Annotated in this window: 15 protein-coding genes and 3 pseudogenes; 8 read left to right on the top strand and 10 right to left on the bottom strand. The window is 65.0% G+C overall.

The window, feature by feature from the left end; all coding sequences use genetic code 11:
* Nucleotides 1-7: 7 nt before the first annotated feature.
* Nucleotides 8-1,123 (bottom strand): AAA family ATPase, encoded by a 1,116-nt coding sequence (locus QJR12_RS17710; RefSeq protein WP_366526288.1) that lies wholly within the window; start codon nucleotides 1,121-1,123, stop codon nucleotides 8-10.
* Between the two features lie 166 nt (nucleotides 1,124-1,289).
* On the opposite strand from QJR12_RS17710, the gene QJR12_RS03935 reads away from it, so the two are divergent.
* Nucleotides 1,290-1,721, top strand: a complete 432-nt coding sequence (locus tag QJR12_RS03935) for a hypothetical protein (protein WP_300576632.1) — start codon at nucleotides 1,290-1,292, stop codon at nucleotides 1,719-1,721.
* Between the two features lie 924 nt (nucleotides 1,722-2,645).
* On the opposite strand, the gene glgX is transcribed toward QJR12_RS03935, so the two are convergent.
* From glgX to QJR12_RS03905, 6 genes and pseudogenes are all read right to left on the bottom strand, one after another.
* On the bottom strand, nucleotides 2,646-4,796 hold the full coding sequence (glgX, locus tag QJR12_RS03930; RefSeq protein WP_300576630.1) for a glycogen debranching protein GlgX: 2,151 nt from the start codon (nucleotides 4,794-4,796) through the stop codon (nucleotides 2,646-2,648).
* A gap of 534 nt (nucleotides 4,797-5,330) precedes the next feature.
* Nucleotides 5,331-6,647 carry an alkaline phosphatase family protein gene (locus tag QJR12_RS03925; RefSeq protein ID WP_300576627.1) on the bottom strand — a complete coding sequence of 439 codons (1,317 nt, stop codon included), beginning with the start codon at nucleotides 6,645-6,647 and terminating at the stop codon, nucleotides 5,331-5,333.
* A 24-nt stretch (nucleotides 6,648-6,671) separates the two neighbouring features.
* Entirely contained in the window at nucleotides 6,672-7,490 is an 819-nt protein-coding gene (locus QJR12_RS03920) for a tyrosinase family protein (RefSeq protein WP_300576624.1), read from the bottom strand.
* Nucleotides 7,491-8,043: 553 nt separating this feature from the next.
* Nucleotides 8,044-8,289, bottom strand: coding sequence for a hypothetical protein (locus QJR12_RS03915; protein ID WP_300576622.1), 246 nt, complete (start codon nucleotides 8,287-8,289; stop codon nucleotides 8,044-8,046).
* Nucleotides 8,290-8,347: 58 nt separating this feature from the next.
* Nucleotides 8,348-9,967 (bottom strand): hypothetical protein, encoded by a 1,620-nt coding sequence (locus QJR12_RS03910; protein WP_300576620.1) that lies wholly within the window; start codon nucleotides 9,965-9,967, stop codon nucleotides 8,348-8,350.
* 168 nt (nucleotides 9,968-10,135) lie between these two features.
* A pseudogene (locus tag QJR12_RS03905) lies at nucleotides 10,136-11,242 on the bottom strand (IS4 family transposase); the annotation flags it as partial.
* Between the two features lie 438 nt (nucleotides 11,243-11,680).
* Here QJR12_RS03905 and QJR12_RS03900 point away from each other — a divergent pair.
* Nucleotides 11,681-12,523, top strand: a complete 843-nt coding sequence (locus tag QJR12_RS03900; RefSeq protein ID WP_300576617.1) for a C1 family peptidase — start codon at nucleotides 11,681-11,683, stop codon at nucleotides 12,521-12,523.
* Between the two features lie 664 nt (nucleotides 12,524-13,187).
* Here the strand turns inward: QJR12_RS03900 and QJR12_RS03895 are convergent.
* Nucleotides 13,188-14,497, bottom strand: a pseudogene (locus QJR12_RS03895) (ISL3 family transposase).
* Nucleotides 14,498-14,666: 169 nt separating this feature from the next.
* A complete protein-coding gene (locus tag QJR12_RS03890; protein ID WP_300576614.1) occupies nucleotides 14,667-15,302 on the bottom strand; it encodes a helix-turn-helix domain-containing protein in 636 nt (211 codons plus the stop codon).
* Between the two features lie 18 nt (nucleotides 15,303-15,320).
* On the opposite strand from QJR12_RS03890, the gene QJR12_RS03885 reads away from it, so the two are divergent.
* The 5 genes and pseudogenes from QJR12_RS03885 (at nucleotide 15,321) to QJR12_RS03865 (ending at nucleotide 20,384) form a co-directional block, all read left to right on the top strand.
* On the top strand, nucleotides 15,321-15,443 hold the full coding sequence (locus tag QJR12_RS03885; protein WP_300576611.1) for a hypothetical protein: 123 nt from the start codon (nucleotides 15,321-15,323) through the stop codon (nucleotides 15,441-15,443).
* A 1,426-nt stretch (nucleotides 15,444-16,869) separates the two neighbouring features.
* Nucleotides 16,870-17,241, top strand: a pseudogene (locus tag QJR12_RS03880) (cytochrome P450); the annotation flags it as partial.
* 17 nt (nucleotides 17,242-17,258) lie between these two features.
* On the top strand, nucleotides 17,259-17,570 hold the full coding sequence (locus QJR12_RS03875; protein ID WP_300576608.1) for a DUF3303 family protein: 312 nt from the start codon (nucleotides 17,259-17,261) through the stop codon (nucleotides 17,568-17,570).
* 538 nt (nucleotides 17,571-18,108) lie between these two features.
* Nucleotides 18,109-19,506: an FAD-dependent monooxygenase gene (locus tag QJR12_RS03870; protein ID WP_300576605.1), complete on the top strand. Its 1,398-nt coding sequence runs from the start codon at nucleotides 18,109-18,111 to the stop codon at nucleotides 19,504-19,506.
* Between the two features lie 2 nt (nucleotides 19,507-19,508).
* Nucleotides 19,509-20,384 carry an alpha/beta hydrolase gene (locus tag QJR12_RS03865; protein WP_300576603.1) on the top strand — a complete coding sequence of 292 codons (876 nt, stop codon included), beginning with the start codon at nucleotides 19,509-19,511 and terminating at the stop codon, nucleotides 20,382-20,384.
* Nucleotides 20,385-20,418: 34 nt separating this feature from the next.
* On the opposite strand, the gene QJR12_RS03860 is transcribed toward QJR12_RS03865, so the two are convergent.
* Nucleotides 20,419-23,529: an adenylate/guanylate cyclase domain-containing protein gene (locus QJR12_RS03860; protein WP_366526286.1), complete on the bottom strand. Its 3,111-nt coding sequence runs from the start codon at nucleotides 23,527-23,529 to the stop codon at nucleotides 20,419-20,421.
* A 239-nt stretch (nucleotides 23,530-23,768) separates the two neighbouring features.
* On the opposite strand from QJR12_RS03860, the gene QJR12_RS03855 reads away from it, so the two are divergent.
* Nucleotides 23,769-25,394, top strand: coding sequence for an FAD-dependent oxidoreductase (locus QJR12_RS03855; protein ID WP_300576598.1), 1,626 nt, complete (start codon nucleotides 23,769-23,771; stop codon nucleotides 25,392-25,394).
* The last annotated feature ends 39 nt before the right edge of the window (nucleotides 25,395-25,433 follow it).

Below are 25,433 nucleotides of genomic sequence, written 5' to 3'. Positions count from 1 at the left end.
TATCTGCTCAAAGAGTCTCCTGCGACATGTATTTTCGGTCACAGGCGAGGAAGGCAAAGAGGCCCTGGACCGGTGGATCTCCTGGGCGCGTAGGTAGGCGGTGTTGGACCCGCGGCCGCGGGTCATCGCGACGTACAGCAGCGCGCGGGTGGTGTTCTCGCCGAGCACGGCATGGATAGTGTCGGCGGTGACGCCCTGCGCGGAATGCATGGTGACCGCATAGCCGTGAGTGATGTGGCCGCGGAAGTAGTCGCCGCTGAAGGCGGCGCGGGCACCGTCGTCGAGGCGGCGCGCGGCCACACGCGCAAACTAGCAGGGCGTCCTCGCCAGCCGCGGTGTCGGCACGATACCGCTGCAGGGCGTCGTGGGCCATGGCGATCTCATCGCCGGTGTGCAGTCGCTCATGACTGCGGTACCACTCGACAGCCCGCCTGACGGGGGCCAGCCCACCATCACGCAACCCCAGCGACGCGGCCTGTTCGTTCAGGTCGCGCATCCGCCACACTTCCGAGAGGCGCTGCGCCCACGGCAGATCCGAACAGAGCTGAGCGAACATGCTGCCGCGGGCCGTTACCGGGGCGAGCCGGTGGGCGTCGCCGACGAGCACGGTCTTGACCCCGGCGCCTGTTCTCGCGGTGAGGAGTTGGCGCAGATCGTCGGTGCCCACCATGCCCGCCTCGTTGACGACCACCACGGTGCGCCGATCCAGTCGCAGCGTTTCGTCACCCAACGATTTGAGGGCTTGGCGACGGTGTAACCGGTGTCGCCGACATCCTCGCGCACGGCGACGTCGACGGCTTTTCCGGTCGGCGCCAATAGCACAACACGTCGGTTGGAGCGGTGTGCGGCCGCCTCCAAGGGCGCCCATCGAACTGGTCTTGCCCGCCCCGGCCGGCACAGCCAGCGGGCACACCGGCCACGGCGAGGTCGCGACGTTCTCTACGGCGCGTTTCTCATCCGCCGACAGCCCCGCGGTGTCGCGCTGGGTAACCCACAGCTGGGCGCGGGGGCCGCGGGCGTCGACCTGATCCAGCAGCACCACTTCTTCGGCCAGGATGCAGTCGAGGGTGTAGCGTTCGTGGCCCTCACGCTGATGCACCGCCCGCGGCGCGGTCAGCCGCATCGCCACCTCGCCGACCGCGCCTTCCACCACCTGCCGCGGCGGGCGGGTATCCCCGTCGATGTCGATCGGCAGCTGCGTGCCGAGCCGCCCGCGCCTCCTGAAATGCGTCACGATCCAGCCGCAGACCACGCGCATCGCCGCGCCACATCGCCGCGAGCCCGCGCTCGTGACCGTCGACACCGCCACCGCTTTCGGACACTCTGCGGCGATGGATCCCTTAAGTGCACGCAACGTCGAGGGCATCGGAAACCCGTTCGCCGGGTTGTGGAACGGAGCGCGAGAAGTCCTGCCCACGATGAGCTACTACGAGATGAAAAACCGTGCCGGAGCGCTGGCCGGCAGCGGCGACCGGGTCGACGGCCCGCTGCTGGCCACCTTCAGCAGTGCCGACCGCGCCCTCGGCTGGTGGTATCCGGCGGCCAGCATACTCGCCAACCAAGACAGCGAATCGGCCACCGATTCGGTTTATCGCCGGGGACCATGGGCCACGACGGATATCAGCAGAACCCGCCCCTGCTCGGCGTCGTGCTGCAGGCCGCCGGCAAGCCCTATGGCTTCCAGCGCGGAACTTTTTATGACGTCGATGCCAATGGCGTGATCTGCGCTAACCTTTCGGCATTCAGCGGTGCGCACAGCGCCAACCGTCACCCGGAGATCCTGTGGGCGGTCCTCTCGGCGGCGGGCCTGGGCGGGTAACCGCGAGTGGCCGAGGCGTCTCCAAATGCTCGTACGCGACTGCCCCTCAGGATCTTTGCGCCTGTGCGATGCCTATAGGTCGCCGCGAGTGCAGTCGCCGAGCAGCGACGCTCCTTCTCCCGCTTCTGGTCGCCGTGCTTTGAGGCGAATAGCAGGCGCCGGCGGGATGGCCAGAGAATTCGATCATGTCGAACAGCCATGGCACGCGCTTGTTAAGGAGTTGCCGCTGCCCAGCAGCAACGCCCTACTTCGAATCATGCGATCCTCACTACGCAAGGCCCGCACGTCGCAGACCGCTTCCCGCTAGCGTTATCGGGATAGGCCGCCTTGTCGCGCTGCTGCTTTTATCACCGGCTGCTCAGCCATAACCTGCGCTACGGTTGTTAGTGGCGGTCGGAACACGTTGCCTTACAAAGTAACTGGTGACTACTGAGATTACGACCGTGAGTGCTGAGGCAACCTCAGGGGGCACGGCCACGTGCAGCAGACCGAGGATCCACACCACCAGGACGGTCAGTGCGCCGGACACGCCCCCGGAGGTGACCTTCGTCGTAGGTGCCATCGACGGCTGATTGATTGGTTGTCGGTCTCCTGCCATTACACCTTTCCTTTTCTACTGGGCGGATTTTTTGGTCACAGCGGCTTGTGCTCTTATCTGCTTGGCTGATCTGCGCTGTCGTATCGCCTATAGCTTTTGCTTTCTCTCGAGTGATCTCCCTGTCCGAATGCGTGACACTAGGTGCCTGTGCCGGTCCTTTCTGATATCTGGGTCGTTCACTGCTTGCAAGTGTTGCCGCCGCTGAAAAGATGCAACGACTGCAGATCGTCACTCTGTTCTGCGCAGCACCAGCAGGCTGCATGAGCTCAACGTGTAGCCCGAGTCGGCGGGCACCGCGGTTGACGACGGCGCCGGTGATCCGGTGGCCTGCGTGGTGTCAAGTACCGGCATCCACGTGGCGCCGAGGCTGGACGACGGCAGGGTGAAGACTTGGGGGTTCCACGAGGCGTTGAACAAGATCATGAAGGTGTCGTCGGTGATCACCTTCCCGTCGGTATCGGTGTCGGTCAGCGCGGCGCCGTTGAGCCACACGGCAAATGCCAGCGATCCGGAGTTCCAGCGGTCCAAGGTCATCGGCGTGCCATCCGTCCATAACCAGGCCACGTCCACGCTGCTGCTGGGCCGTGGCTGCTGGCCGGTCAAGAAGCTGCCGCGCCGAAACACGGGGTGTTCCCTGCGGAGTCCGATCGCGCGGGCTGTGAACGCGAGCAGATCCCGGCGCTCCTGGTCCAGGTCCCAGTCGTACCAGTTGATGGCGTTGTCCTGGCAGTAGGCGTTGTTGTTACCTTGCTGGGTGCTCCCGATCTCATCGCCGCTCAAAATCATCGGCACCCCTAGGGAGATCAGCATGGTGGCCAGGAAGTTTCGCCTCTGCTGGGCGCGCAGCGCCACAATAGCCGGATCGGTAGGGCGCCCCTCCGCGCCGCAGTTCCAGGACCGGTTGTCGTCGCTGCCATCGCGGTTGTTCTCGCCGTTGGCCTGATTGTGCTTGCCGTTGTACGAAACTAGGTCGGCTAGGGTGAAGCCGTCGTGGCAGGTGACGACATTGATCGATGATTCCGACGATTGGTCCGCGCGTGCAAACACGTCAGCCGAGCCGGCAAGCCGGGTGGCCAAGTCACCGATGCCGGCCTGTGCCCGCCAGAAGTCTCGCACGTTGGCGCGGTAGTGGTCGTTCCACTGCGCCCAGGGCGGCGGGAACTGACCCAGCACGTAGCCGCCGTCGGCGTCCCACGGTTCGGCGATCAGCTTGACCTGTGAGATTACCGGGTCCTGATAGATCAGGTCCAAAAACGCTGCGAACTTCTCCAGATTGCCCTCCTGGCGGGCCAGCACGGCGGCCAGGTCGAATCGGAAGCCGTCCACGTGCATTTCGCTGACCCAGTAGCGCAGGCTGGACAGGATCAGCAGCAGCACTTCGGGTTCGCCGACATCGAGCGTGTTGCCGGTGCCGCTGTAGTCGTAGTAATTGCTGGGGTCGGTGGGGTCGAGCCAGTAGTAGGCGGGGTTGTCCAGGCCGCGGAACGCCACCGACGGCCCGTCGGGATTGCCTTCCGCAGAGTGGTTGTAGACCACGTCGAGGATTACTTCGATGTTCACTCGCTGCAGCGCCTTGACCATCGATTTGAACTCAGTGACCTGCTGGCCCCGGGTGCCGACCGAACTGTAGGCGCCGTGGGGCGCGAAGAATCCTACGGTCATGTAACCCCAGTAGTCGGTCAGCCCCGCCGGCACCGGCCTTGCGGCGGGCAGGAATTGGTGCACGGGCATCAGTTCGACGGCGGTTATCCCCAGCGAAGTGAGGTGCCTGATGATCGGGTCGCTCACCAGCCCGGCGTAGGTGCCCTTCAGCGGGTCGGGCACCTGGGGGTGTTCTTTGGTCAGGCCTCGCACATGTGTTTCGTAGATGATCGAGTAGGCCAGCGCGATGCCCGGCGGTGTGTCGTCACCCCAGTCGAAGCTCGGGTCGACCACCACCGAGCGAGGGGTGTGCGGCGCCGAGTCGCGCGGGTCGGGGTTGGTGCGGTCACCGGGCAGATGCGCGCACGCCGACGAGTCACCGTCATAGCCGCCGTCGATGGCCTTCGACCACGGGTCCAGCAGCGGCTTGGCCTCATTGGCCCACAGCCCCGCACCTGGATTCCAGGGCCCGCTGACCCGGTAACCGTAGCGCTGCCCGGCACGGATGCCGGGCACATAGGCGTGCCAGACGTCGCCGCTGCGCGCGGTCATCGGCAGCCGGGTCTCGGAGCCATCATCGGCGAACAGGCACAAGCTGACCCCGCCCTCGCTCGCCGAGGCCGAGTAGACCACAAAATTCGTGCCTTCCGCGTCGGGCGTTGCGCCCATCGGCGACGGCTGGCCCGGGTGAAACTCGATCGGATTGTGGCCGGGTGCGACCGTGACGGGCTGTGTCATCGTTCGGGCTGGGTCCGCGCCAGCCGTGCTTCCGCCTTTGATGCGTTGACCATTCGAGCCAACTCCTCCTAAGTCTCCTTGGCGAGAACGCTGGCGCGGTTATTTCCGCGAGGGGCGAAATCTATTGCGCGTCGAGCAGCCTGATTGGGCAAGAGCGCGGTCCGCTCAGTGGACCGGAATCCGATCGATTGCCAACTTCACTCAGCAAGGGATCGCGAAGTCTCCTGCTGCCCGATGGCGGTCTGCCGAGATGGATTGACCGCCCATAACCCCGACCGCCGACAATCCCCGACCACCCGTAGTGGGAATGCACGCTCTGGTTGCCGTCAACATCGACCCCGAACGGGGGACCCGATGGCGGCGTGGGCTGGCCGGGCGACGGGGCTGGCGGGTCGTCCGGTTTCTCGCCGTGGCGAATGAGGTAGATCTGCTGCGGCAGCGGTGGACTCGGCGTGGTCATCGTGTTCCTATCCTGTAGGTAGCGGACGCGATGTAGACGCCGCACTCAAACGATTGATGGGCGAAGGGATTCGGTTATCTGCATGTCGGGCGCGCTTCGAGTTCGGTGCGGATTTCGTCCAGATGCGCCGGCTTGCCGGCCAATTCGGTTGGGATGGGCGGCGGCTGGGGGGCGCTCACACCGGCGAGCGGGTCGTCGGTACGCACGTCGGACAGCGTCAGCACAGCACCGACATCGGGCGCTGCGGCATCTCGACGGGTCAGGGCTGGTAGCGAGAAGCGGTGCTCGACGGTGGCCAGAATGCTGGTGTGATCCAGTGGTGTGGCTGACTTGGGCACTCGAAAGACTGTTCCGGCGGCGATCAGCGGGCTGACCAAGACAGCAGGCACGCGGGGGCCGAAGCGAGTGAAGTCGAAGCCGTATTCGCCGATGCTGTCATCGGGCGGGGTGGCGGTGGCAGGGGGCGGGACGTGGTCGTAGCAGCCACCGTGCTCGTCGTAAGTAACCACCAGCAACGTCTGGCTCCACTTGGGGCCCCCAGCAAGCGCGCGGTAGGTATCGAGGATCAGTTGCTCGCCCAGAGCGACGTTATAGTTGGGGTGTTGGCTGTTGCCCGTCGAATTCCAGCTGGGCTCCAGAAATGCGAATGCGGGCAATGCACCTGCGGCGGCGTCGCTTTGAAAATCGCTGAACAGCCCGATATTAGCCGCTGGCGCGTTGGTGGTGTCGGGGAAGTTCAACCGGGTCAACGGTTTACGGTTGTAGCCGTACAGCTTCCAGGAGATTCCGTGTTGGCCGCAGAGCCCGAAGATGCTGGGCACAGTGAACGACTTGGTGACGTCGTCGAGGTGCCCCTGGCTGGTGCCCGCGCACGCGAATGCCCGGTTAGGCATGGTTTCGGTGGGCGCCGAGCCGAACCAGCGGTCACACACCGCGTAGCCGCGGGCCAGCGCGCTCAGCACCGGCAGCGTCGCCGGCGTATGGCAGCCCATGATCAACTCGGCAGTGGTCCCAGAGACCACATACCAGCCTTGTTGGGCTCGAGTGTGCAGGGTTTGCGCGTAGTCGGTGAGGAATCCCCGCATCGAGGGAATCGCACCCACGGGCGGCGATGTGGTGCCGAACAATTGGGCATTGGTGGCCAGAAACCCCTCGCCCGGGTCCGCGCCGGGAAGGAAGTACGCGTTCGCCGTGGTCGGGGTGACCTCGAAGACCTGCACCGGTGTGCCGTCGACACCTGGGCAGGCCTCGGTTCCGGTCAGCCCGTCGAATGGGTCCCCGCGCGCAGAGACATTGCCGCTATCCCGGTAAAGAAATCCAAGCATATGGTCGAATGACCGGTTCTCTAGCATCAGCACCACGATGTGGTCCACACCTGCCAGACCCGTCACCACTGGCGATCACCTCCTGTGCCGTCACACGTACGCGTAGCCCATGGCCGCGATGTCTCGCGTCTCTGGTTCGGTCGTCGACCAGGGGTCCATGACAGTGGACAGGCCCGCCCCGGTCAAGTCGGGGTTGATGCCCGGATGGGCCTGTTGCCAGTCCCACCACAAGCGATCGACGTTGGCGTGATGCATCCAGAAGATCGGGTCCGCCGGAGCCGTGGGGATGCTGGCCATCGATCCGCCGACCCACACGTGTAGTCCGCCATGGACGGCTTCCAGCGGCTGCCAGAAGCTATCGAAAGTGCCACCGTTCATGATCGTCGGAATGTTCGACACCACCGTCGCGAGATCGGCGGATGTTCCCGGTGAGCGGATAACCGAGATCGTCTGACCGTTTGGCAGGGGGACGGTCGGCGTGAACGAGGTGAGCCACGGTGGAATACCTTCTTCTGCGGTCTTGGTCCAGTCCCAGTAGGGGATGGTCACATCCGGGTGGATCGCCTGGATTGCCCGCTCAAGCTGGACCAGGTAAACGCGGTGCCACGGCAGAAAACGCCGGGTGCCATGCATCAGGTGGCTCATGTCGGCGTGAACCGCGACCAGGTTACCGTAGGTGCCGTTTGCGATCAGCGTGTCCAGCGCGCAGGTAAAGCGCGCCTTCTCGGTATCGCTCAGCACCGCTTGGTCCTTGCGATCCCGAACGAACAGGAACTCAAACCAGGGCGGCAGGCGCAGGCGGGGCCTTAGCTGTGGCAGCGTCAACTGCAGCTGCTGGGCGAAGGTCGTTGGCATCGCCATTGTCATCGGCGGTGGCCGGTGTTTGGCTAGCGATTGCCGCTTGGCCATTTTTAGCTCCCCTTCACTTCTTCCCTGACTGCCGTAGCCCTCCGGGGTACATGAGCGCGCCGATAATGTCGCAGACCATGCCCGCAGACCGTGACACTGAATGGCCCCCTAACTGGAATCGGTAGTGCGGCTCCGGGAATCGGCGACGGCCATCTCTGTAATGCGGTTCTATTACGAGTCTGTCGAGCTGCGCCGCATAAGAGTCCGGTCCACTGACCGGACCGACGTACAAAACGATTTGCTGTCCGCCCGTGATCTGTAGGCGGAACCTTAGGGCTGAAGCGCGGCGTATTGCACCAGCCACCGGTGTCGCTGTCGGTGTCGCTCTCCAGCGAACGTTGCTCGCTGGCGCGGTGGGGACGGTGGGCGGCAGCGATGAATGCGCCCCGTACCGCTGGCGACGATCGCCGGACGCCCCGCGCTCGGGCTGCCGTCGGCAGCGGTGCAGGTGCGGTAGTCGGCGTCGGCGTCGAAGCGGGTGACGCCGCTGGTGACCGGCTGGTTAGACCGAAGTTGCGAGCAGCAACCTCGGGTTAGACCCAATGCCGGGTAGTTAAGGCCCCAGGGCGGTTGTCAAGGACTTCGGTTCGCGTGTCGCGTGTTTGGGTTCGGGGTCGTTGATGGTCATGGTCAGGCTGGTGATCGTGGTGCTGTTTTCGGGCCGGTAGGGGTCCTTTTTGTTGTAGCGCGACAGGGGAGATTTGACCTTGCGGACGCTGGTGCGGGGCCGCCGCGGCGGGAGCAGATCGGCCAGGACGGCGCGGCCGATGTGGCCGACGAGGTCGGTGTCGTCGGTCACGTTGACGGCGTTGACTAGCGACCCTTGGTCGCTAGGACTTTGAGGTTGTCTTGAGTTTTCAGGCGGCCCTTGGCAGGAGGCGGGCGTTGTCGATGCGTTCAGTGACGTGAGTTTCAATGGTAAGCAATGCGTTTCGCAGTGCCGGTGGTGCAGGTGGTTGGTTTGCTGCGAGGAGGGGGCGCAGCAGGCGGTTGTGCAGTTTGGTGTAGAAGATCGCGAACCGCAGCCCGTCGGGGGTGAGGCGATACAGGTTGCGGCCCGGGATTCGGGTGATCAGGCCGTTGACACGTAACCGGGTCAGGTCGTAGCTGGCCTGGTTCATGGTGTAGGCGGTGCCGTCGAGCAGTCCGGTCATCAAGGCGCGCAGGCTCTTGTTGGTGATGCCGGTGACGGCGAGCATCGTCGTGCACAGGGCGCCGGCCAGGGCTTTTACCCGAGGATCGCCGAACCGTAAGGCCGGGGTCCTCCTGCCATCCTCGGTGAGGGTGGGCCGCGCGATCCGCTCAAAGGCTGGACTCGCAAGGACACAGCCCTGGCCGACACGTTCAGTATCGAGCAGGCGGCGATTGATTGCACGTGCGCGGGCGGCCAGCTCGTCGAGATGGACCAGGCGCCGCTGGCAGCGCAGGTCATCGGGTGAGTTGATGACGGTCTCGACCCGCAGCGCCCGCTCGTGTTTCAAGTACTGCTTGATGCGCGAGCTTTTGTAGAAGGCGTTGACGGTCACGTCGGTGCCGCGGGTGACGATCTTCGTTTTTGGCACACAGTCGATTTTTGGGGGCCTGCCCGGGCGTCGGGGGCCGTGGAAGATCAGTTCCACACTGTCGGGGCGGCCGATGTCGAGGTTGTCGGCGACCAAGGATTCAAAAAACGAGCGGGCGTGCCGTGGGGCGTCGAACACCAGGGTGCGTGAGACCTCGATCTGGCGCATCGACAGTTCCCACCAGTAGCCCGCGGCGCGATCGGTATCGGTCAGCGGCAATGGCAGCCGGCTCATCCAACGCTCGAAGAACACCATGATCGCCCCTGGGCCCAGCCGGTCACAGATGGCTTGCAGCGCGACGGGATCCGCACAACTGGCAAACCCGTTGGACAGCTCGGTGAAATCGATACCGGCCTGGCTGGCCTGGCGTTTTGCGTACTCGTGGCCATTGAGCCACACCTTGATCGGGTAGGGGAAATAGGTGCAGACCTTGATGAACGCCGGCCCGAAATCGACATCCCAGACATACAAATAAAAACACGACACCCGCCGGTCGGCCTTGCAAAACGAAAACCATGGAACACCGTTGTTGCCGATATGTTTTGCCGAGGCGAACACGTTCTGAAACTCCTGGGCGGTGCCGATCGCGGCCACGCCGGATTGGCCGGTGCGCGCCTGGCGAGCCAGATATGGGCGCATCACCTCGATCTTGCGGTCGTCCTTGGAGAACCGCACCAGCGGGATCTCATTGCCGACGGCGAAGCGCTCCACAGCTTTGCGAAACGTCGCGCCGATCTTTTCAATGATCGCCGGAGAGGGGATCGGATAGCCCAGATGCGCGGTCATAAACGACACCACCTGCCCGCCCACCTGCAGATTAGGCACATAGCCGTTCAGATAGATCCGATCCATGCACTCCACATCCAGGACCACATGCCCATCAAGGACATCGTTGACCGTCACAACCGCAGCCATGATCCTCAGCCTGCTCGGTCAAAGCGATCCTGACCAGCGCCCAGCCTGGCGGCGGCTTCGGAGCGTGAGGGCAGGCTCGGACCGCCACTCAACCACCAGCCAACCGCAACGACCCACCCAACCCGACCACCCACCTCGGCGGTCCGAGGCTGGCCTCACTGGGAGATTTTTGGCGGTTTCGAGTGCGGTGGTGAAGCTGGCCCGGTCTGGGTCGAGGCCGGGGCGGGATTCGACAGCGGTGGCCATGGCGCGTCGCAGCGCTTGGTATAGGGCCAGTAGTGCCCACATTTCTTGTTCGAGTCCGGCTGGGTCGGTGGATCGCAGGACCCGGCCCTTGGCGAGCGTGTGGCGCAGCGCCAGGTAGGCAATCTCGTGTTCCCAGCGTTCGTGGTAGAGGGCCCCGAGCCGGTGGGCGGGATAGCGGCGTGGGTCGAGCAGGGTGGTGGCCAGCCGGTAGCTTGCGGTGTAGCGGGTGCCCTCGGCGCAGGTGACGGTGACCTCGGCGGTGATAACCCGAACCGGCAGCGCGCCGATGCGCGACAGATAGGAGCCATCGTCGAGGCGCGCCAGCATCGGTAGCCGGCGGGTGATGGTCAGCCGGATCAGGAAGTGCGCGCCAGTGGCGGCCAGGTCGGTCAGGAATGCCTCGGAGTTGAACCCGCGGTCGGCCAGCACCAGCATGTCAGGGCCGAGCAGTCCAAAAAGCTTGCACGCGTAGTCGGTCTCGCTGGTGGCGGTCGGCCCGAAGACCGCGCCCAGCAATGCCCGGGTACCGGTCTCCACCAGGGTCATCAGCCTCACTACCGGATAGCCGGTGGTCCCGAGCGCGGCCTTGAGCTTGCCCAGCCACGACCGGTTGCGGTCGCTGTCGGCGACCTTGAACGACACACACCCGTCGAACGCCACAGTACGGAAACGCCCGAATCGCACGCCGGGGGTGTGCGGCGCGGCGACCGGACCGGCCAGCACCTCAAACAGCGCCCGCATCGGCGCTGCCCCCAGACGGCGACGCAGATCTCGAAGCGCCTTGCCCGACAGCGGCTTGCGGCCTGGTAGGGCGGCGGTGAGCTTGGCCCAGACCTTGCGGTAGCCCAGCCCGGGGAACAGGCACAGCGCGAGCACGAAATACACCCCCACCCGTGACGGCAGCACACGCAGCCGCCGTTGGACGCTGCCGGTCTCGGCCAGCACCGCGTCCACCAGCTCAACCGGGATCTGCCAGGTGAGTTCGCCCAGATGACCAGCAGCGAAAAGCTCCTCACGAGACGCGGACATGGCAGAATTCGGCACTGCGACTCCTCGGTGGCAGAAGTGGATCTTCGTCGACCGTTCTTCTACCAGGAGTCGCACCCATATCCTTAGCAACACGAGACCCATATGCCCCGCGTGTGACATTGACAGCTTCTGCGGCGCCTTAACTACCCGGCATTGGGGTTAGACCGGGGTTAGACCGGAATCAGGTGCAGGTGATCAGATTGGATCTCGGTCCGCCCAGCGGACCACACTCTTGCCAGAACTGGCCGATCGACGTGCAATGGAGTCTCGCGCAGGTTATCGAATTGCCCGACCAACGCTGCAGGCCCAGAACGGACAACCGAATAGCTTTCGCGAGAAACGACGCAACCTGCTCACGTAACGTCGCATCCACGACGTCAACGGTGCGGGCATGGCCCAGCGTCAAGATGCCGCAAGTTTCCGCATGAGGAGGGCACAGTGACAGTTTCACGCGAGTCCAAGCGCATCAAGCGCGATGGATTGGCTCCTGACTTCAGTCATGTTCGTGGCTATGGTTGGCGGCCCCAGCTGCCCGACGCCCGCGACAAACAGTACACCAGGCGACTCACGGGCGCCCTGCCGCCCGAGTGTGACCTGCGTCCATCGATGCCTGCGGTCTATGACCAGGGCCAGCTTGGATCTTGCACGGGCAACGCCATAGCCGCTGCGATGGAGTACGAACGCGACCGACAGGGCTTGAGCGACTTCGTGCCGGCACGCCTGTTCATCTATTACAACGAACGTGCGCTGGAAGGGACCGTCTCCAGTGATTCCGGCGCGGTCATCAGGGACGGCATCAAAGTGGTCAACACCGATGGTGTCTGCCCGGAAACCTTGTGGCCCTACGACATCGGGATGTTCGCGGTAAAGCCACCGAAACGCTGCTACGTCGCCGCGCGGACGGACAAGGCTGTGCAGTACTTGGGGGTGCAGACGTTGGGGGACCTGAAGGACGCGATATCCTCAAGTCTTGCGGTCGTGTTCGGGTTCACCGTCTACGAAAGCTTCGAATCTCCGGCGGTTGCCCAAACAGGTGTTATGCCGATGCCCCAGCCAGGTGAGGCCACCGTCGGCGGTCACGCCGTTGTCGCCGTCGGCTACTCAGATCCCAAAAGCCAGGTCATCGTCCGCAACTCGTGGGGCCCGTCGTGGGGAGACAGCGGCTACTTCTACATGCCCTACCAATACATGACCGGAACCACGGCCAGCTCGGATACCTCTCCAATCAACGGGGCCCATTTAGCCAGTGATTTCTGGTCCATCGAGCTGGTTTCATCGTAAAAGGTCCGCCCGATCGAGTTTCTGACATATTCATGGCGAACAGCGTCCAGATGAGTGACGTCAGGCCGGATGGACGATGTGCCTTGGCGTCGCAGCTGAGGCGACTCAACGCTGACGGCGACCGACGGGCAACGTCGCGACGAGTCCGACAATGCCACCCAGGGGCGGTGGTGGCTAGAGCCAGCGGTGCCTCAGCACTCCTTGCAAACAGGATCAACACAAAGGCAAGAGCGCCGAATACGAAAATAGCTGCCGAGATCGTCATGATGACGATGTACCACGGCACGCGTTGGGTTTTCGGGTGGGGCGTACCCAGGATGGTGGTCAAGACCTCCTCCCGCGTTGCTCCACAGCCGGCCGCACGCGCCTTCGGGATCGCGGCGGTGGCCGGCCCGGTTGCGGCGATGTACAACGCGCCCGTGGCGCTGTTGGGCAGCTCGCAATGGAGGTAACCATCGCCGTCCGTCAGGTGAGGTAGCCACTGATGTCCTCTCCCGCGGGTGATCCGGTTGCGACGTTGTGGTCAGGGCCGCTCCTATCGACTTATCGGGCCCCGCGCTGTGGTCGAAGCTGCGGGCCGGTCGTCGGTTAGCGGCCCGCGACGGGATTAGCCACTCCGAGACCCATGCGCGCGATGCGCAAGTGTCGAGAGCAAACCGGCTCTTCATGAATGACGGTGTAGTCGGGCTCTGAATCCGCCGGTTTCCAGTAGCGATCGGGCGATGTAGTTGGTGAGGTTGCGAAATCCCAGGGCGGATCCTCGGAGGTGTCCGAGGCGGCCGTTGATCGCTTCGGTGGGGCCGTTGGACGTGCCGGGCCGGTCGAAGTAGGCCAGGATGTCGGCGGCGCGTTTCTTCAGCGTGCGGCCAAGGGTGATCAGTTCCTGTAGGGGCTTGGGGACACCGGTGCTGAGTGTGGCGATCAGCGCTTCCAGCATGGCGCGGCCTTTCTTGCGGTCGGGTTCTCGGTAGGCGGCCACGGCGCGCTGATACATCGTGCAGGTGGCTTCGACCTCGGCGTGGGCATCGAGGGTGAACAGGGCCGTCAGCCGGGCTTTCTGCTTGTCGGTGAGCAGATCGGCCCCGGTCTGCAGGGTCCGCCGGCAGGCGTAGAGCGGGTCGGTCTTGCGGCCGCGGTGCCCGCAGGTGCCCAGCTGGACCCGGCGCCGGCACTCGTCGAGGGCGTTGCCGGCCAACCCGGACCACATGAAAGGGATCGACCCGTCACCGTCGCCGCGTCGGGCAGCTCTTCGGCGGTGGCGGTCTTGAACCCGGAAAAGCCCTCCATGGCGACAACTTCCAGGCTGTCACGCCAGGACTGCTCACGCTGGGCAAGCCACTGCTGGAAAGCTCGCTTCGAGCGGCCCTCAACTATGTCCAAGAGTCAGGCCGCATCGGTCTTATCCCTCACGGGGGTCAGGTCGATGATGACGGTGACGTACTTGTCGCCACGACGGGTATGGCGCCACACGTGTTCGTCGACCCCGATTACCGCCACCCCGTCGAAGCGGGCCGGATCAGCGATGAGTGCCCGCTGGCCTTCGGTGAGCACCGCGTTGTTGGCGGTCTTCCACGACACCGCCAGCGCCTCGGCGACCCGCGCCATGCTCAGGTGCTGGCAGACGAGGGCTTTAAGCGCCCAGCGCAACCCCCGGCGGGAGAGCTTGGCCCGTGGCTCGGCGGCCTTGCTGCTGTCTTGGCGCCACACATGCGCACAGCCGGCACACCGGTTCCGGCGCACGGTGACCAGCAAGGTCGTGGGCCGCCATCCGAATGGCTCGTGCACAAGTTGACGGGTGACGCTGTCACACACGCTGCCCCGTTCCCCGCAGCGGCGACACCACGAGTCGTCATCGCTGATCCGGCACGCCAGCACCGCCCGATCAGGTTGCAGGCGTTGTCCGGTCACCTCCAGCCCGAGCTCATCAAGGCGGCAGATGGTCAGATCGGGGCAAGCGACGGTAGCGTCAGGCACGTCGAGGTCTCCCAGTTAAGATGCGTAGGAATCCTCATCCTCGGGAGACCTCGACCCCTATCCCGGCAGCGACGCGCCGACCACCTCTTCACCCTCAACTGCGAAGAGCCAGAAAACCTCTGGTCTGGCTAGGCGAACCAAGGGTGTGGCGTTCGGGAACACCCACGCGTTAGTTCGGCTTTAGTTGCCGAAGGGCGGCGCTGATGCGGCACGCGGTGTAGGACACCAGTGCGGGCAGGCTGGCGGGTAGATCGTTTGCGTGGACTGTGACGGTGACTGCGCCGGCGCAGGCCCCATTCGGCCACCACACGGGCGCCGATACACAACACGTGCCGGCAACCGCGTCCTGATGGTCGATCACTGTCGCGCGCGGTTCGCGGAGGGACTCGCGAAGGTTGCGCCATTCGCGTCGGGTCCAGCAGTCAGGAAGCATAACGTCGCTGTGGGGCTGGGCCGCGTAGAGGACACGTCCGGTGGCGGTGCGCGCGATCGATTCGGGGTCGGCGGGGTCGAGCATGTACGCGTGGCAGTGGGGCACAGCGGTACAGACATACCGGAGTCGCTGTTCATGCAGGACCCGCAGCGACGCCATGGCGCGCGATTGCACAGCAAGAGTGTGGACCGGCGCCTGCGCGCAGCGCCGCAGCAGCGGGTCCGGCTGCCAGCGCTGCCCGATGTGCAACATCCGCGGCCCGACATAGTAGCGGTGCTCGGCGCACTGCACCGCGCCGAGCGTGACGAGTTGTTTGGCGAGCCGATGCGCGGACGTTTTAGCAAGCCCGCTTGCGCGGGCCAGTGCGGTCAACCCAAGACCCTCATCGACGTGAGCAAGGGCATCCAAGAGAGCGAACGCCCCGTCGAGGACTCCTCGCCCCGCCGCGGCTGGCGGTATGAGTCTTGCCGACTGTTCTGGCTGGGCATCGGCGACCGGCGTGGGCAGGGCTGAGCCGACGACAGGTGATACACGTGGAGACGTGGAAACATTCATGTGGGCCTCATTGCATGCAACCCCGGCATGGGGGCAACTCCCCGTTTCGTGGTAACTCGGCTTTAAACTTCCGCCAGCCGGTCAAGCCGGTCTAGCGTAATCGCCTACTCGTGTGCAGTGCCCAACGGTACGCCAGGCCCGATGACAGCTGCTCGGCTCGCGGCGACTACTGGTTGTCAGCGAGGGCGACGCCGGGCGTGACGGCGCATGCGCAGCCCGCTTGGAGGATGCTGCCTCGAAGCCAATCGGCGCTACCAACCCGCGGTCACAAGCTCAATTCGACGCGGGATTGCGCTAATAGCCACGGCGGCTCGACGTCTGGAACATTGAACGCCCCGTGCACTGCGGCAAAGTGATCGCGGTTAGCGCGGAACCCCATCCCGGCGGATCCACCTCGCACCCGACAGAGCCGGGACTGGGAGACAGGTCCTCAACCTTGGGAGACAGGTCCTCAACCTTGGCACCGCCGGTGTTCATCAGAGGGTGATTGTATTCGCGCGGCTTGAAATTTGGCTTGATGAAGCGGACACCTCATGTGGCGTCGATCCCCGCTCCTCTAATTCCGGAAGCTCGTGGAGGCGCAGAATGCCGTACTTTGCTCTCTCGGTATCGCTGGCCCTCTCTAGATCAAAATCCCTGGGAGGCACTGAAACTGTCGCGATAACCGGCCTGTGTCGACGTCATCTGCCCTCCCAGTTTGACAAAGGTGTTGGCCGCTCGGCGTCACCACAGGGTGACGCAAGCGTTCTTCTCCGACCCAACCTCGTTCCGCACGGTCACGCTTATTGCGACGGCCCGCAGCGGTCGTTGCCGGTAAGTCCTTACCCTCGCCGTGGTTCGAAGCTGGCGATTTGGTAGAGGTGGCCAGGCATGTCACCAACTTTCGCCCGGCCGTCGCCGTCTGGCCTGCCAGGGCGCCTCCACACTGGCAGCAACCCGCGCCCCGCGCACGCCCGGGTTCCGCCGCCGGGCCCAGGGCTGCTTGCCCAGTGCCGTAAGCGGGCGGGAGGAGACGCGTAGCCGACTACTCTAGCCCTCATTCTGGCCCGGCCCTTACGGTGGCAGCCAAGGTTCGTGCGCCGTCTGCGTCGGCATCGCAGCAGCGCATCGAACAGCTGAGCCGAGTACAGGGGATCGTCAGGGCGGTCCGTGGATCGTTGCGCGGAGGCGCTGACATGGTCGAGATGCTCGAAGACTGATGTGGTTGCGTTGTCTCTGGCGCCGAGGAATCCACTGCCGTATCGGCAGCGGCTCAAGGCGCTGAGGGTGGTTCACACCGGGATGGAAACGCTGCGGGATGCGGGCCCTTGAGTGCATCGCCAATCGGTCACTGCGGCCACTGCGCGCCCCCCCGATGGTTGCCGACACCGGCACGTCACCGGGCCAGGACATCGAGATCGACGGCCACCGGGTCGAGGCGGGCAGCTTGGTCCTCTACGGCGCGTACGGTGTGCGCCGTGACCCGACACTGTGGGATCACCCACTGGTGTTCGACCCCGACCGTTTCAGCCCCGAAAATTCCAAGGGCCGCGACCGTTGGCAATACGTCCCGTTCGGGGGTGGGCCGAGGTCGTGCATCGGCGACCACTTCGCCATACTCGAAGCCACTCTCGCGCTGGCCACCATCATCCGGAGCATCGAAATCCGCTCCCTCGCAGGGGATTTTCCGCTCGCGGTGCCGTTCACCACCGTCGCCGCAGCGCCGATCTATGTGCGCGTTCACGCGCGCACCCCAAGCACCGTCAACACCACCTGAATCCCAAGGAGGATGAAATGAAGTATGTAGTTGCCTGGACGTTGCGCCTAAACGGCTCGGCGGCCGAGAACGAAGCGGCCGTACGGCGCGGCCTCGAACTCTATGCAAAGTGGACGCCACCGGCCAGCACAACCTTCCACCAATTCGTCGGCCGGCTCGACGGCGCCGGAGGGTTCTCCGTCGTCGAGACCGACAATCCTGCGGACTTGGCCGACGGACCAAGCAAATTCGGCGCAATGCTCGATTACCAGATCTACCCGGTCGTCGACATCGCCGAGTGGGCGCAGGCGCTGCAGGCGGGTGCGCAGTTCAGGGAGTCGATCAGCTGAACCGCTAACGATCGCGGTTCGTCGCTTGCCCCCGGCGTCGTCACGAGCATGGCGACGCCAAAGGGGGCCAGTGAGCAAGACACGGATGCGAGCCGCTGACCAGCAATGGCTCGCTTGAAAGCTCCTCTCAGTCGGGCCGGACGGGCTTAAGCTGCTCGTGACCTGTCTCGACCGGAGCGGATCTTCCAGCTCTGTGCGCCCGGGTGCGATACGCGATCCCTTCGCGGTCACTGGATGCCACGCGAACGAATCTGCCGGTGCAATTGACCAGCAGATCGGGTGTGAAGCTGTGGCAACCGCTGACGGCGGCCTCGGAGACCTTGGTCGGCGCCGGTCGATGCTTGCGCGCCGCAGCAAAGTCGACCAGGTCACCGATGACGCCGCACACCTGGCGACGAGCTCGGCGCAGGTGCCGCTAGGGCTCAAATGAGGTAGTCGTTTACTCTAGCCGGCAGCCCGAATCCAGGGAGACTAGTTCTGGCAGGTCGGCTTCGGCCAAGATAAGGGACGACCCCTTGCCACAGTTAGGGGATGCGCAATGCCGGAACTGGGTCGGCGTGCCATCGTTCTGGGCGCCAGCATGGCTGGTCTGCTCGCGGCCCGAGTGCTTGCCGACTTCTATCGAGCTGTCACGGTCATCGAGCGAGATGTGCTCCCCGAGGGCCCTGTCCATCGGCGCGGCGTTCCACAGGGCAGGCATGCGCACGTTCTCCTCGCGCGGTGTTCGCAGATCTTGGCCGAGTTGTTCCCCGGCTTCCTGGTGGAGCTCGTCGGCGAGGGTGTTTCGGTGTGGAGCGATGGGGACCTTACGAGGCTGTGCCTGTCGACCGCGGGCCACCAGGTGGTCAGGTCCGGCCGTGTGCCGAACCCGCAGTTGATGGCGAACTACTATCCGAGTCGGCTGTTGCTGGAAAGCAAGGTGCGGCAACGGGTGCGGGCCCTTCCGAACGTGACGATCCTTGACGGCCACGAGGTGGTGGGGTTGACATCCACCGCGGATCGTGGCCGTGTCACCGGGGCCCGGCTGGTGAGCCGTGACAGCAGCGGCCAGACCACGTTGTCAGCGGATTTGGTGGTCGATGCGACCGGCCGAGGCTCGCACTTACCGGCCTTCCTGGAGGAACTCGGCTACGGGCGTCCCCGGGAGGACGAGCGGGCGGTGCATCTGGCGTATGCCAGCCAACCGCTGCGAATCCCACCGGGCACTCTGCGAGAAGACATCATCGTCGTTTTTCCGCAGCCGGGCCGGCCCAGCATTTTCGTTTTGGTCGGCTATGAGAACGACACGTGGCTGCTCACCCTCGGTGGCATGGCAGGCCTCGAGCCGCCCAGCGAACACGCCAAAATGCTATCTTTCGCCGCAGAATTCGCACCCGCGCATGCTGTGGCCGCCGTGCGGGTGGCCGAGCCGCTCGGGGAGGTCGCTCATTGCCACGTTTCATCGAACCGCTGGCGGCGCTATGACAAGATGCGCCGGGCGCCCAAGGGTCTGCTCGTTTTCGGCGACGCGATCGCCAGCTTCAACCCCATCTATGGACAGGGCATGACGGTCGCCGCCATCGAAGCGATCATCCTGCGCGAGTGTCTCCGCAGCGGGGATCGTGAGCTGTCGCGCCGCTTCTACCGTGCAGTCGCCAGGAAGGTGCGGGTGGCCTGGCAGACGGCGGTCGGCTCCGATCTGGCCCTGCCGGAAGTGGTGGGACCGCGCACGCCGTCGATTCGGATCACGAACGCCTATATCGAGCGGGTTCTCACCGCCGCTGAATCGGATGTGATCGTTGCCGATCAATTCCTCAAAGTTATCGGTATGGTCGACTCCCCGGTTCGCCTGCTGCGCCCCTCCATTGTGTTTCGTATCGCGACGGCGACCCGACGCCGAAAGACAACCGCGCTCAGCGCCGATGAAAGGGCCAGTGGGCTAGGTTCAGGTAGTTAGCTGTGGTTAATGCCGACGTGCGGTCGAAAGACGTAGCGATCAACGGGGTGTGCTCCCCGGTATGGGAGGCGGGGCCGCCCGACAGCGCTCAAGCCGTGGTATTCGTTCACGGGAACCCCGGTCCGACAAAGGAATTCGTGCCGTTACTTGTGCGGGTTGGGGCGTTCGCGCGTGCTCTGGCTCCTGACATGCCGGGCTTCGGGCGTGCCGATAAGCCCGAGGATTTCGACTACACGGTTCCGGGATACGCGCACCACCTCGCCGGTGTGCTCGATGCCCTGGGTGTGGACCGCGCTCATTTGGTGCTCCATGACTTCGGTGGGCCATGGGGATTGCAGTGGGCCGCAGGGCATCCGGACCGCTTCGCGAGTGTGGTGCTGACCAACGCCGGGGTGTTCTTCGACTACCGCTGGCACTTCTTCGCACGCATGTGGCGCCGCAAATGGGTGGGCGAGGCGTTCATGCGGACGTTCAATTACCCGGCGCTGAGGCTGACGATGCGGTTGGGTGCCAAGCGCAGGATTCCAGAGGAAGCCCTTCGCGCTATGTGGGATAATCTTTCTCCTCAGACCCGTCGCGCGGTGCTGAAACTTTACCGCGCCACAGATCTCGCGCAGCAGGCCCCCGAGTTTCGCCGCGCGCTGCTGCCCCTGCGGCGTCCCGCGCTGGTGGTGTGGGGTGCTCGAGATATCTTCATTTCAGAAACGCTGGCCGCGCGGCAACGCGAGGTGTTTCCGGATGCCGAGATTGAAATATTGCAAGACTCCGGCCATTTCCCATATCTCGATGATCCGAAAGCTGTTGCGGCGACGGTCATCCCCTTTCTGCGTGCCCACTGTGCCGACAACGAGGGACCCGGTAAATCAGTCGACGGTTAGCCAGGCGCCGGCCTCGGGTTCCAAGGAAGCACCGTCATGTCATCGCATCGGCCAGTGCCATATGACCCTCAAAGCCGAGCGAGGTAGCCGTGGCGCGGTAGCGGTCCGCGAAGTCGCGGTAGGTGATCTCGTCGCCTTGTGCGCGTGCCAGCAAGGCGCGGAGCCGAAGCAGCGGCAACTCGTGCACGACGAGGCCCGGGTCGGTCCGAACCGCCGCCAGCCGCTCGATTACGGCCTGCGCCTGCTGCAGGTCGGCGCCTCGGCCGCGGCGCAGCAGCGCTTCGACCAGGACGGTTGTGGCGGGCCCGCGCCACATCATCGTTGCAGTATCATACTGTTTCTCGACGACCGTGCGTGCCAGCTCGATGGCACCGTCGAGGTCGCCGGTTCGCGCCTTCTCGCACGCGATCTCGGTGTCTACCAGCAGCTGAGCGGCCAGTGTGACTGCTCCGACCTGGCAGAGTAGCTCGACGCCGCGTTCATGCTCGGGGCCGCCCCGACGGATCAGGGTGAGGCCACGGGTGAGGCGAGCCAGGGCCAACACGAAATTGTCACCGTATTGCTCCGCAACCTGCAGCGCCGCGGCGGTGTCCCGCAACGCCGCCGCGTCGGGCAGCAGCGCCCCGTCGGCAATGGCCACGTATTTGTACATCACGGTCGCCACGTGCACGTCTGGGTACGCGCGGGCAAGGGTTACCCCCCGGTCCATGCGCTCCTTCCAGCCCGGACGCCCGACAAAGCATTCCAGCAGGCCCTGCACCGTGGTGACGAACGCCAACGGTGAGCTGAAGATCAGGTTTCCCATGGTGGGATCGCCGTCGGCCAGGTCGATTACACGCTGGGTCAACCGGAGGGCATCGGCCATCTCGCCAGCCTCATACTTGGCGAAGATGGCCGCATACGACAGTCCGACCGTGATCGTCGGATCACCTATCGACTCAAGAAGTTTGACGAACTCCGCGGCGACTTGCTCGGCCTCGCCGCGGCGGGCGTGGATGGTCAGCTCCATCAGCTGGCCCATAATGCCGATCGCCAGCGAGACTTTGTCGTCGGTCGCGGTGCACAGCTCGCGCAGTTGTTCTAAGCCGGCCTCGGACGCCGAGCCGCCGACCCGCCAGCTGGTTGCGCACAGCTGCGCAAGGGATGCGATCAGCATTGCGGTTCGGTCTGGGTCATTGGCGGGCAGCCGGTCCGCGACAGCACGCGCCCGCTGCCAACTCGTTCTGACTGCCACCACGTCCCGGTTCCACGCCCATGTTCCGGCGCGCATATGCCACGAGTAGGCGGCGTGCGGATCCCCCGCTGCCTCCAGGTGCTCGGCGATCAAGGCCGCCTTCTCCTCGCGCGACTGCGGGTCGCGTTCTTCGATCACGGTGGCGAGCCGTCGGTGCAACCGGGCCCGCTCGGATATGAGCTGTGACTCATAGGCAACCTTGCGGATCAACGGGTGCCGGAAAGCGTATTCGGCGCGCGGGGTGAACTTCACCTGACCGATCAGCTCGGCGCTGAGCAGCTCGTCATAGGTCGGGTCGACGCCCACGCTGGTCAGCAGGTCGGTGTCGAACACCGACCCGATCACCGCCGCGGCGCTCAGCGTTTGTTTGGCCTCCGGCTGCAGCCGGTCAATGCGGGCAGCGATGGTCGCTTGCAGGGTGGCCGGAACGCTGACATCAGCCACGTGGGTGTGGCACTGATAGTTGCCGCGGCCGCCCGTGAGCACGCCCTGTTCGGCCAACTCCCGCACCATCTCCTCGGCGAAAAATGGGTTACCGGCGGCCCGCTCGACAATCAAGGCGGCCACCGCGCCGACTGAGGGATCCGGCCCGAGCAGCTGCGAGACCAGCTCTGTGGTCTCCGGATCACTCAGCGGCCCAAGGGCGATGGTCTGAGCACCGGCCACCCGGCTCAACGCGCCGCGATATTCGGGGCGGTAGGTGACCTGTACCAGTGAGGGCGTCCGGGGGATCACCGTGAGGAACTCGGCCAGCATCGACTCGCTGACCTCATCGATCCAGTGCGCGTCCTCGACGACATAGACCGCTGGGGTGTCACGGGCCAGCGACGCGGATTTGACCAATGCGGTCAACCGCCGCCGCCGCGCATCCGGATCGATCCTCGGGAACGCGACATCGGGATCGGCGATGCCCAGCAGGTCATCGAAGATCGCCAGATCCTCAGGCTCGGCGTCGGGAGCCCGGGCCCGCACCTGGGCGCGGGCGGCCGGGCCGTCCAGTCCAGCTACGCCGGTGGCCGCCCGCAGCAGCCGCGTCACCACGTAAAACGGAACGTCGCTGGCGTGCGATTCGCAGAACGCGGTGAACACGTCGACACCCCGGGTGGCTGCCAACGCAGCGGCCTCGCGCACCAGACGGCTCTTGCCGATGCCCGGTGAGCCCACCACGCCCAGCACCGCACCGTGACCATCGATGGCGCGCTCCAGCAGGCTCTCGACGGCGGCTAGTTCCCTGCGCCGATCGATCAGATTCGACTCGGCCCGCGCGACAGCGAGACGCCGTTGCGACGAGCCCAACAACCGCTGGGCGCAAACCGGTTGATCGGCGCCTTTGATGCGCACCATCTGCGGCTCCCCGAGCACCGTCACGCCCTCCACCAGGCGCGCGGTGGATGCGCTGAGTAGCACAGCGCCGGGCGGGGCCACCGACTCCATCCGCTGAGCCATCCCCACCTGCTCACCAATCGCGGTGTAGCCCAAAGCAGCCGAACCGATCTCCCCGGCGATCACCTGACCCGAGTTGAGTCCCACCCGCAGCTGTAGGGCGATGCCGTCGCGCGCCTCGACCTCGTGGGCCAGTTTGGCAGTCTCTGCCTGGATATCCAAGGCCGCCAAGCAAGCGCGGATGGCGTGGTCCTCCAGCGCCGCCGGCGCCCCGAATACTGCCATGATGCCGTCGCCGGTGAACTTATCCACCCTGCCGCCGTAATGCTTTACGACCGTGGTTGCGCGGTCGACGAGGTCGGTCATGATCTCGCGCAACCGCTCCGCACCTACCGCCGAGGCGATGCCCATCGAGCGCACGACGTCGGCGAACAGCACCGTCACCTGCTTGTACTCCGGCGGTGCGGTTGACGCCCCGCACCTGTAACAGAATTTCGTGTCGCTGTCGCGAAATTCGGCGCCACACACTCGACACGATGTCACGGCCGCCGTGGCACTGCCTCGGCTGCGAGATGGCCGTCGACACACCGTAACGTGACCGTGCTGCGGTAACGCGTCAACCTCGCCAACACCCGGTAGGCAATACGGGCGTGCACGCTTCTCGCGCATCCCGCCCCGCGGTCCTTCACGTCGATATCGTGCCATTTGCTGGCTGACGACGGGTGAAAACGCGAACGCCGACCCTTAATTACCCATATCGTCAACCCGTGACATCTGTGGCGGTGCTGGGTGGGGGAGTGGCGGGTCTGAGCGCGGCGCAGGAGCTCGCCGAACGTGGATTCCAGGTGACCGTTTACGAGCGGCGCGACGCGTTCGGCGGCAAGGCGCGTTCAATCCCCAAGCCGGGATCGGGCACCGGAACTTCGGCCCTGCCGGCCGAGCACGGCTTCCGATTCTTTCCCGGCTTCTATCGCCACTTGCCGGACACGATGGCGCGGATCCCGGACGCGAAGCAAGGCGGGAAGCATGTGGCCGACCACCTCGTCGAGGCGACTCGGATCCTGATAGCGCAAATCGAAGGGAACCCTGAGCTCATCGCGCCGGCGCAAATGCCATCGTCGATGACCGACGTCGAAGTCGCGATGCGGTTCATGTGGGAATTCGGCACCCGCCTGGGCCTCCACCCTGACGATCTGTCGGTGTTCATCGACAAGCTGTTGAGATTGCTCGGCTCGTGCGACGCCCGCCGCTTCGATGAGTTCGAGCAGATGAGCTGGTGGCAATACACCGATGCCCAGCGACGGTCCGCGGCGTTTCAGAAGTTTTGCTGCGACGGTCTGACCCGGACGCTGGTTGCCGCGCGGGCGCGTGAGATGTCGGCACGCACGGGCGGGCTGATCCTGTGTCAGCTGCTGATGAGCATGATGCGCCGCGGCGAGCACGTGGACCGGGTGCTGGACGGCCCGACCAGCGAGGTCTGGATCGACCCGTGGACCGACTACCTGCGCAGCCTCGGAGTTGTCCTGCACGATAGTCGCGAGATCGCCGGAATCGACTGCGACGGGCACAGCATCACCGGCGTGACCGTGCAGAGTTTGCCCGTGCAGACTGCGACCGGGCCCCGGCGGGTGGAGGCCGACTACTATGTGGCCGCCATGCCGATCGAGCGGCTGCGGCTGCTGCTCTCGCCGGCCCTCCGCGCGGCTGAGCCGCGGCTGGCTGCGCTGTCGCCGCTGGTCGTGCGCTGGATGAACGGTGTGATGTTCTATCTCAAGCGCGACATCCCGCTGCAGAAGGGTCACACCATCTTCATCGACTCCGAGTGGGCGCTGACCGCGATCTCGCAGGCCCAGTTCTGGCCCGGCGTCGACCTCACCCAGCGCGGCGACGGCAACGTCGCCGGCATCCTGTCGGTCGACGTCTCCGAGTGGGACCGCCCCGGCTCACGCACCGGGAAGGTAGCGCATGCCTGCACCAAAGACGAGATCCGCGAGGAAGTGTGGGGACAGATGGTGGACCATCTCGGTGCCGCCACGCTGCCCCAGGCCGATGTGGTCGACTGGTTCCTTGACCCAGATATCGTGTTCCCAAACCCCCATGACGCGGTCAACCTTGAGCCGCTGCTGGTCAACACCGCCGGCTCCTGGGTCAACCGGCCGGACGCGGAGACACGGATACCCAACTTGTTCCTCGCCGCCGACTACGTCCGCACCCACACCGACCTGGCGACCATGGAGGCCGCCAATGAAGCCGCGCGGCGCGCGGTCAACGGGATCCTCAAAGCGACCCGTTCGCGCACGCCGCGCTGCCAGATCTGGAAGCTGCACGAGCCGGCCGAGCTGGCGCCATTCCGCGCCTTGGATTGGCTGCTCTGGCGCCTAGGAGGCCTCTGAACAAGGAAGCCTGGCGGGGCGGGAAGAACGCCGACAAGG

The sequence above is a fragment of the Mycobacterium sp. genome (genome assembly GCF_029961025.1).
GTDB lineage: Bacteria > Actinomycetota > Actinomycetes > Mycobacteriales > Mycobacteriaceae > Mycobacterium.
This window is presented reverse-complemented; position numbering and strand designations above follow the sequence as displayed.

What these genes read in the sequence shown, in the direction of transcription:
- glgX (WP_300576630.1), bottom strand. Translation starts at nt 4,796, where the DNA reads ATGACACAGCCCGTCACGGTCGCACCCGGCCACAATCCGATCGAGTTT.
- QJR12_RS03910 (WP_300576620.1), bottom strand. Translation starts at nt 9,967, where the DNA reads ATGGCTGCGGTTGTGACGGTCAACGATGTCCTTGATGGGCATGTGGTC.
- QJR12_RS03870 (WP_300576605.1), top strand. Translation starts at nt 18,109, where the DNA reads ATGCCGGAACTGGGTCGGCGTGCCATCGTTCTGGGCGCCAGCATGGCT.
- QJR12_RS17710 (WP_366526288.1), bottom strand. Translation starts at nt 1,123, where the DNA reads ATGCGGCTGACCGCGCCGCGGGCGGTGCATCAGCGTGAGGGCCACGAA.
- QJR12_RS03875 (WP_300576608.1), top strand. Translation starts at nt 17,259, where the DNA reads ATGAAGTATGTAGTTGCCTGGACGTTGCGCCTAAACGGCTCGGCGGCC.
- QJR12_RS03920 (WP_300576624.1), bottom strand. Translation starts at nt 7,490, where the DNA reads ATGGCCAAGCGGCAATCGCTAGCCAAACACCGGCCACCGCCGATGACA.